This window comes from Celeribacter sp. ULVN23_4, assembly GCF_054788345.1.
The window spans coordinates 52,935-66,562 of the sequence record NZ_JBTVYO010000010.1 but is presented as its reverse complement, the minus strand read 5'-3'; the positions used below and the strand labels follow the sequence as shown (position 1 = coordinate 66,562).

The following is a 13,628-nucleotide window of genomic DNA, read 5'->3' as shown; positions in this document are numbered from 1 at the left end:
TGGCTTGTCATCATGGGAGTAAGAGGGGTATAGTTCGCCTGTCTAACTATGTAGGTTGTCTTGCAGGGAATCACATGTCCGAAACCGCGCATCTCTTGAGGAAAGCCCAACGTATGATCTCGCGCGAATGGATGTTGGCGCAAAAGGACATCGGCCTGACGCAAAGCGAGCACGATTACCTCAGCGCCGTCTATGAGCAAGAGGCCCTTCAGCGGTTTGCGGACCAGAACGGCGACCATCACGGCCAGCATTTGCAGGATGTCGTCGAGGCCCTTGGAGTGAGCAAAGCCTCCGCAAGCGCCATGATGACAAAGCTTGAAAAGCGCGGGTTGGTGACGCGACGCGTGTGTTTCATGGATGCGCGCGCGCAGCACATTATTTTGACGCAAGACGGACACGCCATGCTCGCACAGGGCAACGCGGTCTACGACCGTGTCGCGGCGCTCATGAAGGACGATCTCAAAGTCCTGATCTGATCCGCTTTGATTTGGTGGCTCCACAAAGCTTAAAATTCTGGAAGACATAAAGATAGTTAGGCTAACGAATCAATGGTACAAAGGAAAACCGCATGACCTATCAAAACCTGCTTTTGGGCATCGCCCTCCACCTGTTGTTTTACGAGCACCTCCCACATTGGGGAACGTGGTTCATGAAAATCGTCAAAACGCTGCCCAAACCTTTGCAAACGCTCTACGAGCAATGGCGCTGCCCCTATTGCTGCGGCTTCTGGATTGGCCTTGCGCTGCATGGTGTCACGGGCGATTGGCTCTTTCCCGTCTTCGCGGAGTTCGCCAGCCAGATCGGCATCGCGGGGACAGCCCTTGCGTGGTTCTCCGACGCACTCGTCTTTGCGCTCCTGACCAAACTGGGTGTGATCATTGTGAACGCGGTGACCTATCCGGCGCTTTTGGCGATGGTCAAGAAACAGGAATGGATGGCGGCAGAAGCGGCGAAAAAAGCAGGGACCGTCAAGCCGGAGTGACCGTCAGGTGTTATCGGGCGCGGAGGCCTTTTGATAGGCCTCCCACATATCCGGACGACGATCCCGCGTGATCTTTTCGGCCATCTTCTGACGCCACTCGGCGATCTTGCCGTGGTGGCCGGACATCAGAACTTCCGGGATCGCCATGCCGCGCCATTCGGCGGGGCGGGTGAATTGCGGATGTTCCAAAAGACCGTTCGAGTGGCTTTCTTCTTCGACGCTGTCGGCATTGCCCAAGACACCGGGCAACAGCCGAACCGTGGCGTCGATCATCGCTTGCGCCGCGATCTCGCCGCCGGTCATGACGAAATCCCCGAGGGAGACTTCCTCGATCCCGTAATGGAACAAGACCCGATCATCCACGCCTTCGAACCGCCCACAGATCATCGTGATCCCTTGGGCTTCCGACCAGCGTTTCGCGGTCGCCTGATCAAAGCGTTTGCCCCGCGGGCTCAGATAGACCAGCGGCCATTTCTCGCGGTTCGGAGGTATCCCGTTCATCGCGCTGTCGATCGCATTGCCCATCACGTCCGGACGGATCACCATGCCAGCACCGCCACCTGCGGGGGTGTCATCGACATTCTTGTGCTTGCCCTCGCCAAATTCGCGCAGAGGCACCGTTTCCATCTGCCACCTGCCGTCCTTGAGCGCTTTTCCGGTCAGGCTTTCGCCCAGAACACCGGGGAAGGCTTCGGGGAAAAGGGTGATGATCTTGGCCTTCCAAACGCCGACGAGGTCGGGGGTGTTGGTCATCAGCTCCGAGGGCCTGAGCGTCGGGCGCACGGCGAGACGGCCGTGAGATTTCGCGGGCTTGGTCTTGTCTTCCGGCATGTCAGTCATTCGAAAAGGCCTTCCGGCGGATCGGCGATGATCCGGCCTGAGGTGAGATCAACGGTCGGTACGTTCTTGAGCGTGAATGGCAAAAGCACAGGTTCGGGAGATCCCGGCCCTTGCACCTCCAGCAAGTCGCCTGCGCCGTGGTTGAGTACGTTGCGCACTTTGCCAAGCTCCGTGCCGCCCGTGTCGAGCACCGTCAATCCGATCAGATCGGCGTGGTAGAACTCGTCATCGGGGAGGGAGGGCAGTTGATCGCGTGTGGCGAAAAGCGTGACGCCTTTCAGAGCGTCCGCCTCTTCCTTGGTCTCAACGCCTTCGATCTCTCCGACGAAACCGTTCTTGGTTACGCGGGTCAGGGTCAGGACATAGTCCGTCTGGCCGTCCTCAGACGTCAGCGGGGAATAGTCCCCGATGGCTTCCGGGTCGGAACAGAAGCTCTTGACCCTAACTTCACCATGGACGCCAAAGGCGCCTGCGATGGCTCCGACGATGATCCGCGTGTCACTCATGCTTTGCTCGCTGTCTGTATTGGAGCCAGCTTACAGTTCCAGAACCTCGGGACAAGCAGCACGCTTTTCAAGGCCCTGAACCTGTAGTTCCGGCTGCGGGCTGTCTTGTGTCGGATAGCCGACACAGAGATAGCCGACAAGGGTCCAGCTTTCTGAGATGTTGAGATCGGCGCGTAGTTTTGCCTGATCCAGGCGGGAGACCCAACCCAGACCGATGCCCTCGGCGCGCAGGGCGAGCCAGAATTGCATGATCGCCGCCGCCACCGAATATTCAAGCACTTGCGGAATGGCGGACAGATCGAGCGGATGGCCCTCGGTCGCGGAGTTGTCGCTGAATACGGCATATTGCACCGGAGCGTCTTCCAGCCCCTTGAGTTTTTGGGCCGCAAAACTCTGAGCCGCGTCGCCTTCCTTGCCGGACAGGGCGTCTGCGTTGAAGGCCTTGAAGTTCTCAAGGATCGCCATGCGTGCGGGCTCGCTTTTCAGCGCCACGATGCGCCACGGTTGCGACAGGCTCACGGACGGGGCGAGGGTGAATGCGTCGAGGCAGCGGGTCAGCGCCGCTTCATCGATCGGGTCGGTGCGGAAGCTGCGCACATCCCGGCGCCAGCGTAAAAGCTCGGCGAAATCGTTCCGAAATGCTGCAGAGAACTGCCCGATAACAGCAGGTTTAGTCATGTCTTTTCCCCTGTATTGGCTCAGAGATGAAAGCACCATAACGGGTGAGGGTGGGGTCAACTTTGATTGTGCGCAAATCACAGAGACAAGGAAAGCCTTTGTTTTCTGCTCACAGATCAAGAGCGACGGAAAAAGGGCGCAGGCAAAATGCCCGCGCCCAAAAGGCGATTAATCGCAAATAGGCCTGAGCCTGATGCGATTACTCTTCAGCCGCAGCTTCTTCAGTGGCAGCGGCGGCTTCAGCAGCTTTCGCAGCTTTTTCTTCAGCGCGGTCTTGGGCTTTTTTGCCCGGAACGGCTTTTTTCGGGTTGCTGCGCTCTTTTTTCTCAAGGACGCCAGCAGCTTCGAGCATGCGAGCAACGCGGTCGGTCGGCTGAGCGCCTTTTTCGAGCCATGCTTTGATGCCGTCGATGTCCATTTTCACGCGGTCTTCGCTGTCTTTCGGCAGAAGCGGGTTGTAGGTGCCGAGCTTCTCGATGAAGCGACCGTCGCGCGGCATGCGGGAGTCGGTCGCAACGATGCGGTAGAACGGGCGTTTTTTGGAACCGCCGCGGGCGAGACGAATTTTCATAGCCATGGTTGTTTCTCCTAAGTCTAGCTATTGAGCTGAATTTCCTATCGAAATCTCAGCAATCTTGGTGTTTTACGTGGTGGTGTATGACTTCCTGAATGATGAACTTCAGGAAGGCCTTTGCGAATTCCGGATCGAGGTCCGCGCGTTGTGCGAGGTCTTCAAGCCGGGCAATCTGTTTCTCTTCGCGCGCCGGGTCGGACGGCGGAAGATCGTTCTCGGCCTTGAGCTTGCCCACGGCCTGTGTGTGTTTGAAGCGCTCGCCCAGCGTGTAGACGAGGATCGCGTCAAGCCGGTCGATGCTTTCGCGATGCTCCTTGAGGATCTCGGCAGCACGTTTCTGTGTCTCGTTCATTGGCCAAAACTCCCTGCAAAAATGACTGTCGGCAAAGTGTCGGACTTATGTCGGACTTTTGTCGGGCACATGTCGGCCAAGAGGGCGCGGATCGAAAGGCTCATGCGTAGGCCTCCATCCCGCCGTCTTGCAGCGCTTCGGGGGTGGGGTGACGATAGACGAGACAGGCCTCGTCGTCCGGCGTCGTCGCCGTTTCATCCAGTTCCGCGCCCATGCGCTCGGCCAAGGCAATCGAACGCGTGTTCGCAGCGTCGATGTAAGACACCAGCGTATCCTGCCCCATTTCGACATAGGCGTAATCGCGGGCGGCCGTCGCGGCTTCCATCGCGTAGCCCTTGCCTTCGAACCCGTCCATGACAAACCAGCCGAGCTCCAGCTCCGGGAAATGCGGCGGTTTGTTCAAAGCGACCTGACCAACGAAAGCGCCGTCGTCCAAGCGCTCAACGCCCCATGCGCCATGACCGAACAACTGCCATTGTGCGATGTCCCCACAGAAAGCGAACCACGCCTGACGCCGCGACAGCGGGCCATGCATGAAGCGCGAACGCTCGGACGCAAACATGTCGGCGAAAGGACCGAAGTCGCTTTCTACATGTCCGCGCAACCGAAGGCGCTGGGTTTCTATGGTGGGGGCGAGGGTCATGGTTATTTCTTCTTCCCGAGACCCGAGAGGTTGGAGGGAAGGCCCATGCCGCCGCCAAGGCCCGGAAGCCCGCCGGGCATACCGCCCAGCCCTTTGAGCGCTTTTGCGGCGTCGGCCATTTTCGTCGGATCCATGTCTTCGAGACCCTGTGCGCCGCCTTTGCCGAACATGCCTTTCACAGCCTGTTTCAGCATGCCGCCTTTGCCCATTTTGCCCATCTTCTTCATCATGTCCGCCATCTGACGGTGCATTTTCAGAAGCTTGTTCAATTCGGCCACTTCCATGCCAGCACCCGCCGCGATGCGTTTCTTGCGGGAGGCCTGAAGGAGTGCGGGGTTGGCGCGCTCTTTCTTGGTCATGGAGTTCACGAGGGCGATCTGACGTTTCAGAATGCTGTCGTCGAAACCGGCGTCCTGCACCTGTTTGGCCATTTTGCCCATGCCGGGCATCATGCCCATGATGCTTTCCATGCCGCCCATCTTCTGCATCTGCTCAAGCTGCATTTTCAGGTCGTTCATGTTGAACTGACCTTTGGAAAAGCGCTTGATCATCCGCTGGGCCTGTTCGGCCTCGATGGTTTCCTGTGCCTTCTCGACGAGGGCAACGATGTCGCCCATGCCGAGGATACGGCCCGCAACGCGTTCCGGGTGGAACTCTTCGAGCGCGTCCATCTTTTCGCCGAGACCGACGAATTTGATCGGCTTGCTCGTGACCGCGCGCATGGAGAGCGCCGCACCACCGCGACCGTCACCGTCCATACGGGTCAAGACGACGCCGGAGATGCCAATGCGTCCGTCGAAGTTCTCGGCGGTGTGTACAGCGTCCTGACCGGTGAGGCCGTCGACCACGAGCAGCGTCTCGCGCGGGGTGGTGATCGCTTTGACTTCCTCGACCTCAGCCATCAGCGTGTCATCGATGGACAGGCGACCGGCGGTGTCGAGCATGTAGACGTCATAGCCGCCCATCATCGCCTGTTGCTTGGCGCGTTTGGCGATGTCGGCGGCGGACTGACCCGGCACGATCGGCAGCGTATCGACGCCGATCTGTTCGCCCAAGACCTTGAGCTGGTCCATAGCTGCCGGACGGTAGATGTCGAGCGAGGCCATCAGGACGCGTTTGCCCTGTTTTTCTTTCAGGCGTTTGGCGAGCTTCGCGGTGGTCGTGGTTTTACCACCGCCTTGCAGACCGACCATAAGGATCGGGGCAGGGGCGTTGTCGACCTTGAGCGTGCCAATTTCGGCCTCATCGCCAGCAAGGACGTGAACCAGTTCGTCGTGAACGATCTTGACGACCTGCTGGCCGGGGGTCACGGATTTGGTGACCGCCTGACCGGTGGCTTTCTCAGATACGGCCTTGACGAAATCGCGGGCGACCGGAAGGGAGACGTCGGCCTCAAGCAGGGCGACACGGACTTCGCGGAGCGCGGTTTTCACGTCGTCTTCGGACAGGGCACCTTGTTTGGTGAGCTTGTCGAAGACGCCGGAGAGGCGTTCGGACAGATTTTCAAACATGGGCTTACTCCTGTCTGTATGACGTTTGGCCGTGTTGCGATCTGCTTCATCTGGGGATGAAGCGGTGAATATGAAAGGCCAATGCGAAACTACCTCCGTGGGCGCAACGCGCTGACGGAGGGCGATCCTGGCATATAGCCTGAGGACCGGAAGGCCAAAGCTTTCCGGAAATTTGATCCGCTCTCTACGCGCGTGCGTATGATGAGTCAAGTGCGCGCATCGAGAGCAGAGTGGACGGGGGACCGAATTACTCTAGACTCCTCGCAAGGAGCGCGCCAGCCGCGTCAATGCCGGGGAGAGATCATGCAGAACGCAAAGCGCGAAGAATTTGAGCCGGAGGTGCCGGAGTGCGGTGTTCTCTATGTTGCGGGCGGCGCGGACTATGTCGATCTGGCGATCCAGTCGGCGCGGAGCCTGCGCGAGCATGAGCCCGGCATTGCAATCGATCTGGTGACCGATTTGCCAGAGAACCTTCCGACGGGGTTGTTCGATCGGGTAAGCGCGGTCTACGACATGCATCCGCGTGAAAAGCTGCGCGCGATGCCCCAAAGCCGGTTCGCCCGCACGCTTTATGTGGACAGCGACACTCTGTTCCTCGCGCCCTTGGGTGATCTGTTCGATATTCTCGACCGGTTTGAATGTGCGTTGAGCCATGACGTGCGCCGCGACTGGAGTTTGATCCGGCAGGGGCGCGATCATGCAACCCCCTACGCGTTCCCGCAGCACAATTCCGGCGTCTTCCTCTATCGCCGTTCGGAGGCGATGCAGGCCTTCTTGGCGGACTGGGCTGAGAGATTCTTTGCGGATGAGGCGATTGAGCGCGATCAGATCATCCTCAAGGATCTGCTTTGGGAAAGCGATCTGCGCTATTATGTCTTGCCGCCGGAGTTCAATCTGCGCCGAGTGACCCTGCTCGATGCCTGGGAGCCTTTGGACGCGGTGCCGACCATCCTGCATTCGCACCGGTTTCAGGATCACATGCGCGGACGCGGTGCGCGGATTGCGACACTGGAAGCCTTGCTCAAAGCAGAGCGGGAAGCGCTTTGTGATGAATGGAAAGGCGAGCTGCCGGAGGCCGCGCAGGGTTGGGCTGAATTAAGAAACCCGATCACGGCAAAATAGCTTGTAATTTCGAACAGACCCCACAATGATCGCGGTGAACTGTTTTTATCCGCACATGGGGTCCGAGATGTCCGTTGAAAACTGGGATGAGTTCCGCACCGCGTTTCAGGTGGCTAAAATGGGCACCGTGTCCGGCGCGGCACAGGCGCTTGGGGTGCACCACGCCACGGTGATCCGTCACATCGACAGCCTCGAAGCGCGGCTGGGCGTGAAACTTTTCCAACGCCATGCCCGGGGCTATACGCCGACCGAGGCGGGCGTGGACCTTTTGAAGGTCGCGCAGACCACTGACGACCAACTCTCGCAGCTCGTCTCGCGCATCAAAGGTCGTGGCGAAGAGGTGGCGGGCGAGCTGGTCGTGACCTCTCTGCCGGGGATGGGCGCTTTGCTGGTGCCAGTGCTGGCCGAATTCCAACAGGAACACCCTGGCCTCAACGTCCGCTATCTGACCGGCGAGCGGTTGTTCCGTCTCGAATATGGTGAAGCGCATGTGGCGATCCGGGCGGGGCGTCCGCCGCAGGAACCGGACAATGTGGTGCAGCCGTTCCATCGTCAGGCCTATGCGCTTTATGTGCACAAAAGCTATATCGACCGTCATGGCCTTCCGAAAGATCAGGGTGAGGGCGTGGATATGGCCAAGTCCCTGCGTTTCGTGGCGCTCGACGATCCGAATTCCCGTGCGCCCTTCATGGCTTGGATCACTGAAAATGTGTCTTCTGATCAGGTTGTGTTCCGGGCCTCCGAGATGGAGGTTATGATCGAAGCGGTTCAGGCCGGGGCCGGGGCCGGCTTTTTGCCGACATGGATGGCGCGCTCGCAGGAGAACCTCGTTGAAATCCTGCCGCCTGACCCGCAATGGGACAGCCAGAACTGGATCGTCACCCACGTCGATTTGCACCGCACGCCGAAGGTTCAGGCCTTCCTCACGTTCCTTAAGGCGCGGGCCAAGGAATGGCCCTGTTCTGACCTTACGTAAGCTGTAAAATCCGCGAAAATGCCGTTGCCCTGTGCGGATGAGGGCAATGGACCTTGTTTGCTGTGGGGGGTAAGGGGAGCGAATTGCAGTGATTTTCAAAAGAGTATTCCCGTGCCTCATAATGCGACCACCGCCGACCGCAGAAACGGCCATCTCGCGATGCTTACCTTTTCTTGTCTCGTGGCGGGCTCGTTTTCGCTCGGGTCTATGGCGGCCAATGAGATCACGCCTCTGGCGATCAACGGTGTGCGCTTTGTCGCGGCGGCGATTTTCGTCGGCATCATGGCCATGGTCACTGGCGGCATCCCGCGCGAAGCCACGCGCCAGCCTTGGCGCTATCTGATCCTCGGCGGGATTTTTGCTCTATACTTCGTGATGATGTTTGTCGGGCTGAAGACCGCCGAACCGGTCTCCGCTTCCGCCGTGTTCACCCTGACACCGCTGCTGGCAGCGGGCTTTGGCTATCTGATCATGCGCCAGATCACCACGCCGCGCATCGCATTGGCATTGGCCATTGGGGCGGTCGGGGCGCTTTGGGTGATTTTTCGGGCGGATATTCAGGCCGCATTGGCGTTTCACGTCGGCAAGGGTGAGGCGCTCTATTTCATCGGCGTCGTTGCTCACGCGCTCTATACCCCGCTGGTGCCGCGTTTGCATCGCGGTGAGCGCACCTTGGTCTTTACCTTCTTCGTGCTTTCCGCCGCCTCTCTCGTCATTCTTCTGTTCGGCTGGCGGGACGTGCTGGCGACCGATTGGGCCCATCTGCCTGCGATTGTCTGGATCGCGCTGGGCTATATCACAGTGTTCGCCACAACTTCGACCGCGACGCTTCTGGCCTATGCCTCCGTGCGGCTCGCCGCAGCCAAGGTTATGGCGTATACATACCTCGTGCCGTCTTGGGTGATCATCTGGGAGATCGCGCTAGGCCACGGGACGCCTCCGGCGCTGGTGTTCGGTGGCATTGGCCTGACCATTCTGGCCCTGTACCTGCTTTTGAAACACGAGGCCTGAGGCCGGTTCCGGAACGTGCGCTCACTCCCGTTCCGGCGCAATAGGGTAGATCTTGCGATAGAACGTGTCCACAAGCAGGTGGAGTACAGCGCCCGTCGCACCCGAGCGGTTCAGCGTGGCGCACTCGGTTTCCGCTGTTTCTCTTGTGACGTGAGGATGGCCGAGACGGAGGGCCATCATGGGGACTCGAAGCCGAGATGGTCACTGATCCAATAGGACAGCGCCGTAGTCAGAGCGCTGGGGGGCACGAAAGGATGTCGCGGAGGCGGGCTTCACTCACTTTGAGGTACATGTGACGGGGCTTGCGGCTCTGTATCTGTCTCGATCAGTTCACGTTCGAGAAACCGCTCCAGACCGTCAAGGTCGATCTCGTCGAATTGCCCGAACCCCTGCATCCAGACGGAGGCCGCCCGCATGGCATCGGGTTCGAGCTTGCACCATTTCACCCGGCCGCGTTTCTCCTGCGCGATGAGGCCGGCGCGGGTGAGGATTGTCAGATGTTTGGAAATCGCGGCGAGGGACATCTCGAACGGCTCGGCGACATCGGTGACGGCCATGTCATCTTCGAGCAGCATCGACAGGATCGCGCGCCGGGTCCTGTCGCCCAGAGCCGCGAAGATGAGGTCGAGATCATGTACCGTTTTGTCTGTCATGAGTTTGGCGATATGTCCGCGCGCGTGTTTGGTCAACCATTTGGTTGAATAACGAAAATGAGAGCATTTTGCGCTAACGCTTCGGGTTGGTCCTGACGAGGACGGTCTCAAATTTAATAATGTATATAAAAAACAAGTAGATAGGGTGTTTTGTGAGGCGGTCATTCTGCGTTGACTCTAAGCCGCCCGCCGCATAGCTTGCCCGCAAGTAACCGAGGGGACTGTCCATCATGACCGAACCGCATGACCCCGAGCGCCTGAGCGCTCTGGAGGAACGGCTCGAGAAGATGAAACAGGCACAAATGCCGAAGACGTCTCGCGGTGAAGAGCACTTTTCTCAGGCGAACATTGCCTGGCGGATGGTGATCGAACTTGTGGCCGGTCTGATGATCGGTTTCGGCATGGGATGGGGGCTGGATCACCTGTTAGGGACCACCCCGATCTTTATCGTGCTGTTTGTAGGATTAGGTCTCGCGGCTGGCGTCAAGACGATGATGCGGACGGCCCAAGAGATCCAGAAAGAACAGGTCGAAGCCCAGACGGGTAAGACCAGTGACGACAACGCGGGGACGCCCGCACGTGATGAGAGGGATTGAACGTGGCGACTGAAGCGCATGGTTCCGAAAGCAGCCTGGTTTTCCACCCGATGGACCAGTTCAAGGTCACGCCGCTGTTTGGCGACGGGCCGGTGCACTGGTACACGATCACCAACGTAACGCTGTGGATGGCGATTGCGGTTGTGGGTGTGATCCTGCTTCTGGTCGTTGGCTCCCGTGGTCGCGCGATCGTTCCTTCCAAAGGGCAGTCCATCGCTGAAATGACCTACGGCTTCGTTTACAAGATGATCGAAGACGTGACCGGCAAAGACGCTGTGAAGTACTTCCCCTACGTGATGACGCTGTTCATGTTCATCGTGTTCTCGAACCTTCTCGGCCTTCTGCCGCTGTCCTTCACCACCACCTCGCACATCGCCGTCACCGGCGTGCTGGCTCTGATGGTGTTCCTCTTCGTCACGATCCTCGGTTTCGTGAAAAACGGTGCGAAATTCCTTGGCCTCTTCTGGGTCAGCTCCGCGCCGATGGTGATGCGCCCGATGCTGGCGATCATCGAACTTATTTCCTACTTCGTGCGCCCCGTTAGCCACTCTGTTCGTCTTGCAGGCAACATGATGGCCGGTCACGCGGTGATGAAAGTGTTCGCTGGCTTCGCCGCGATCGCTGCCATCTCGCCGATCTCGATCCTCGCTGTGACCGCGATGTACGGCCTCGAAATTCTGGTGGCCTTCATCCAGGCCTACGTGTTCACCATTCTGACCTGCGTCTATCTGAAAGACGCATTGCATCCGTCCCACTAAGGTCCGGACAGGTCTGAACCCTCTTTCAAGCCCATTCCAACGTAAGGAGATACAACAATGGAAGGCAATATCGCAGAACTCGGCAAATTCGTCGGTGCAGGTCTCGCAGGCATCGGTTCCGGTGTGGCCGCTATCGGTGTTGGTCACGTGGCCGGCAACTTCCTCGCTGGCGCCCTGCGCAACCCGTCTGCTGCTGCGTCGCAAACCGCGACCCTGTTCATCGGCATGGCCTTTGCAGAAGCTCTGGGGATCTTCTCGTTCCTCGTCGCTCTGCTGCTGATGTTCGCCGTCTGATCCGACGCTCTATCCTTACGGCAGGGTGGGTCTGATTTAAGACCCACCCTCGCGTAATACAGGGGTCTCTTCCGGCAACGGAAGAACAGGTCAGTTTCAGGAGAATAAGATGGCAACTCAGACGCATGGGGCAGAAGCCGCTCACGGCGCCGCAGAAGCGGGCATGCCGCAGCTTGACTTCGCAACATTCCCCAACCAGATTTTCTGGCTTCTGGTCGCGCTTGTCGTGATCTATTTCGTGCTGTCCAAGATCGCTCTGCCGCGCATCTCTGCGGTGCTCGCTGAGCGCTCCGGCACGATCATGAACGACATTGCAGCCGCCGAAGAGCTTAAGCTCAAGGCGAAAGAGGCCGAAGCCGCCTATGACGCCGCGCTGGCCGAAGCCAAAGCGCAGGCGCAACAGATCGCCGGCGAAACCCGGGCCGCCATTCAGGCAGAGCTCGATGCCGCCACGGCTAAGGCTGACGCGGAGATCTCCGCCAAAGCCGCCGAGTCGGCGAAAGCGATTGCTGAAATCCACGAAGGTGCGATGGAAAGCGTGAAAGAAGTCGCCAAAGACACCGCCAAGGAACTCGTGGCAGCACTCGGCACCTCCGCCGATGCCCGCTCCGTGACCGCGGCTGTAACGGCTCGGTTGAAAGGCTAAGGACATGAAAAAACTTTCTCTCCTTCTCGCCCTCACCGCCGCCAGCCCGGCGCTGGCTGCCTCCGCGAACCCGTTCTCCGGTGATTTCTGGACGCTGTCGAACACCAATCTGATCGTCCTTCTGGGCTTTCTGGTGTTCATCGGCATCCTCGTTTGGAAGAAAGTCCCCGGCCTGATCGGCGGGATGCTCGACCAGCGCGCCGAAGGCATCAAGAAAGAACTCGACGAAGCCCGCGCCCTGCGTGAAGAGGCCCAGTCGATCCTCGCCTCCTACGAGCGCAAACAGCGCGAAGTTCAGGAACAGGCCGACGCCATCGTCGCCCAAGCGAAAAAAGACGCCGAAGTGGCTGCCGAGAAAGCGAAAGAGGCTCTGAAATCCTCCATCGCCCGTCGTCTCGCTGCCGCGCAAGAGCAGATCGAAGCCGCCGAAGCCGCAGCTGTCCGCGAAGTGCGTGACACCGCGATTTCCGTTGCCGTTGCTGCTGCCTCCGATGTCATCTCCAAGAAGATGTCGGCAACCGAAGCCAACTCCCTGATCGATGCGTCGATCGACGAAGTGGCTGCCAAGTTGCACTAATCAGTCTCCTGACCGGACTGATCGGCCCCGAATTGAAAAGTCCCGCCAAATTGGCGGGGCTTTTTCTTTGGGCATGTGGGGTGAGTATTCTCTCTCTGCAATGAAGAGAACGGTCTCCGCGTCACGTGCGCTCCTGCTCATGGGCGTAGCGCAGGCGGGCGATTTCCTCGTTCTGTTCAAACTTCTGCTGATCTTGCAGCGCCTCTTCGACATAATCGAGATGCCGGGTCACGGCGGCGCGGGCGGCCTCTGGCTCACGCGCCTGCAAAGCCTCGTTGATCGCCCGGTGTTGATCGAGAAGCTGCGCGCGGTTGGTCCGTTGTTTAAACATCACGGAGCGATTGTAGAACACACCCTCGCGCAGCAGGTCGAACATCGAGCGCATCATGTGCAGCATGATGACGTTATGAGAGGCCTCGATGATGGCGAGGTGAAACTCCGCATCGAGCCGAGCCTCTTCCGACGGATTGCGCTTGGGATGGGCGGCGACCATCTTCTCGAAAATCGTGTCGATGACCTTCAGGTCGGTATCAGACGCCATTTTTGCCGCCCGCTCGGCCGCCAGCCCTTCCATATCACGGCGGAAAGAAACGTAGTCGAACACAGCCTCGTCATGGCTGGCAAAAAGCGAGACAAGCGCGGGAGAGAAGGCGGAGCCGAGCACGTCAGCGACGAACACACCGGCGCTTGCACGGCTCTCTAACAGACCTTTGTTGGACAGTTCCCCAATGGCTTCGCGCAGGGACGGGCGGGAGACGCCGAGACGTTCCGCAAGATCGCGCTCAGAGGGGAGGCGCTCACCGGGACGCAGGATGCCGCGCAGGATCAAGAGCTCGATCTGACGCACGACCGTGGCGCTGAGTTTCTCTGCGTTGATTTTCTGAAACGGCATGGGGGCCTCCTTGGAAT

19 protein-coding genes are annotated in these 13,628 nt (G+C 59.1%); 10 read left to right on the top strand and 9 right to left on the bottom strand.

Annotation, left to right across the window (positions count from 1 at the left end):
- Positions 1-74: 74 nt before the first annotated feature.
- Both ACYBHZ_RS17600 and ACYBHZ_RS17595 read left to right on the top strand, forming a co-directional pair.
- Entirely contained in the window at positions 75-476 is a 402-nt protein-coding gene (locus ACYBHZ_RS17600; RefSeq protein WP_460275609.1) for a MarR family winged helix-turn-helix transcriptional regulator, read from the top strand.
- A 92-nt stretch (positions 477-568) separates the two neighbouring features.
- Positions 569-982, top strand: coding sequence for a hypothetical protein (locus ACYBHZ_RS17595; RefSeq protein WP_460275608.1), 414 nt, complete (start codon positions 569-571; stop codon positions 980-982).
- Between the two features lie 3 nt (positions 983-985).
- On the opposite strand, the gene trmD is transcribed toward ACYBHZ_RS17595, so the two are convergent.
- The 7 genes from trmD to ffh form a co-directional block, all read right to left on the bottom strand.
- Positions 986-1,822, bottom strand: coding sequence for a tRNA (guanosine(37)-N1)-methyltransferase TrmD (gene trmD / locus ACYBHZ_RS17590; RefSeq protein ID WP_460275607.1), 837 nt, complete (start codon positions 1,820-1,822; stop codon positions 986-988).
- Entirely contained in the window at positions 1,819-2,328 is a 510-nt protein-coding gene (gene rimM / locus ACYBHZ_RS17585; RefSeq protein ID WP_460275606.1) for a ribosome maturation factor RimM, read from the bottom strand. Before rimM ends, trmD begins: the two co-directional genes overlap by 4 nt.
- Positions 2,329-2,358: 30 nt before the next feature.
- Positions 2,359-3,006 (bottom strand): 5,6-dimethylbenzimidazole synthase, encoded by a 648-nt coding sequence (gene bluB, locus ACYBHZ_RS17580; RefSeq protein ID WP_460275605.1) that lies wholly within the window; start codon positions 3,004-3,006, stop codon positions 2,359-2,361.
- A 199-nt stretch (positions 3,007-3,205) separates the two neighbouring features.
- On the bottom strand, positions 3,206-3,583 hold the full coding sequence (rpsP, locus tag ACYBHZ_RS17575; protein WP_460275604.1) for a 30S ribosomal protein S16: 378 nt from the start codon (positions 3,581-3,583) through the stop codon (positions 3,206-3,208).
- 49 nt (positions 3,584-3,632) lie between these two features.
- Positions 3,633-3,932 (bottom strand): chorismate mutase, encoded by a 300-nt coding sequence (locus ACYBHZ_RS17570; RefSeq protein ID WP_460275603.1) that lies wholly within the window; start codon positions 3,930-3,932, stop codon positions 3,633-3,635.
- A 100-nt stretch (positions 3,933-4,032) separates the two neighbouring features.
- A complete protein-coding gene (locus tag ACYBHZ_RS17565; RefSeq protein ID WP_460275602.1) occupies positions 4,033-4,575 on the bottom strand; it encodes a GNAT family N-acetyltransferase in 543 nt (180 codons plus the stop codon).
- Positions 4,576-4,577: 2 nt separating this feature from the next.
- Positions 4,578-6,086, bottom strand: coding sequence for a signal recognition particle protein (gene ffh / locus ACYBHZ_RS17560; RefSeq protein WP_460275601.1), 1,509 nt, complete (start codon positions 6,084-6,086; stop codon positions 4,578-4,580).
- Positions 6,087-6,389: 303 nt separating this feature from the next.
- Between ffh and ACYBHZ_RS17555 the strand changes: the two genes are divergently transcribed.
- From ACYBHZ_RS17555 to ACYBHZ_RS17545, 3 genes are all read left to right on the top strand, one after another.
- The gene (locus tag ACYBHZ_RS17555; protein WP_460275600.1) at positions 6,390-7,208 is read left to right on the top strand and encodes a glycosyltransferase family protein; all 819 of its coding nucleotides are present in this window, start codon (positions 6,390-6,392) and stop codon (positions 7,206-7,208) included.
- A 67-nt stretch (positions 7,209-7,275) separates the two neighbouring features.
- A complete protein-coding gene (locus ACYBHZ_RS17550) occupies positions 7,276-8,184 on the top strand; it encodes a LysR family transcriptional regulator (protein WP_460275599.1) in 909 nt (302 codons plus the stop codon).
- Positions 8,185-8,343: 159 nt separating this feature from the next.
- Positions 8,344-9,195: a DMT family transporter gene (locus ACYBHZ_RS17545; protein WP_460275653.1), complete on the top strand. Its 852-nt coding sequence runs from the start codon at positions 8,344-8,346 to the stop codon at positions 9,193-9,195.
- Between the two features lie 272 nt (positions 9,196-9,467).
- Here ACYBHZ_RS17545 and ACYBHZ_RS17540 read toward each other — a convergent pair whose 3' ends face one another.
- Entirely contained in the window at positions 9,468-9,848 is a 381-nt protein-coding gene (locus tag ACYBHZ_RS17540; protein WP_460275598.1) for an ArsR/SmtB family transcription factor, read from the bottom strand.
- A gap of 230 nt (positions 9,849-10,078) precedes the next feature.
- Between ACYBHZ_RS17540 and ACYBHZ_RS17535 the strand changes: the two genes are divergently transcribed.
- The 5 genes from ACYBHZ_RS17535 (at position 10,079) to ACYBHZ_RS17515 (ending at position 12,719) form a co-directional block, all read left to right on the top strand.
- On the top strand, positions 10,079-10,444 hold the full coding sequence (locus ACYBHZ_RS17535; protein WP_460275597.1) for an AtpZ/AtpI family protein: 366 nt from the start codon (positions 10,079-10,081) through the stop codon (positions 10,442-10,444).
- A gap of 2 nt (positions 10,445-10,446) precedes the next feature.
- A complete protein-coding gene (locus ACYBHZ_RS17530; protein ID WP_460275596.1) occupies positions 10,447-11,202 on the top strand; it encodes a F0F1 ATP synthase subunit A in 756 nt (251 codons plus the stop codon).
- 57 nt (positions 11,203-11,259) lie between these two features.
- Positions 11,260-11,496 (top strand): F0F1 ATP synthase subunit C, encoded by a 237-nt coding sequence (locus ACYBHZ_RS17525; RefSeq protein WP_460275595.1) that lies wholly within the window; start codon positions 11,260-11,262, stop codon positions 11,494-11,496.
- Between the two features lie 109 nt (positions 11,497-11,605).
- Positions 11,606-12,142, top strand: coding sequence for a F0F1 ATP synthase subunit B' (locus ACYBHZ_RS17520; protein WP_460275594.1), 537 nt, complete (start codon positions 11,606-11,608; stop codon positions 12,140-12,142).
- A 4-nt stretch (positions 12,143-12,146) separates the two neighbouring features.
- Complete coding sequence (locus tag ACYBHZ_RS17515) at positions 12,147-12,719, top strand: F0F1 ATP synthase subunit B (RefSeq protein ID WP_460275593.1); 573 nt, start codon at positions 12,147-12,149, stop codon at positions 12,717-12,719.
- Positions 12,720-12,840: 121 nt separating this feature from the next.
- On the opposite strand, the gene ACYBHZ_RS17510 is transcribed toward ACYBHZ_RS17515, so the two are convergent.
- The gene (locus ACYBHZ_RS17510) at positions 12,841-13,611 is read right to left on the bottom strand and encodes a FadR/GntR family transcriptional regulator (RefSeq protein ID WP_460275592.1); all 771 of its coding nucleotides are present in this window, start codon (positions 13,609-13,611) and stop codon (positions 12,841-12,843) included.
- Between the last annotated feature and the right edge of the window lie 17 nt (positions 13,612-13,628).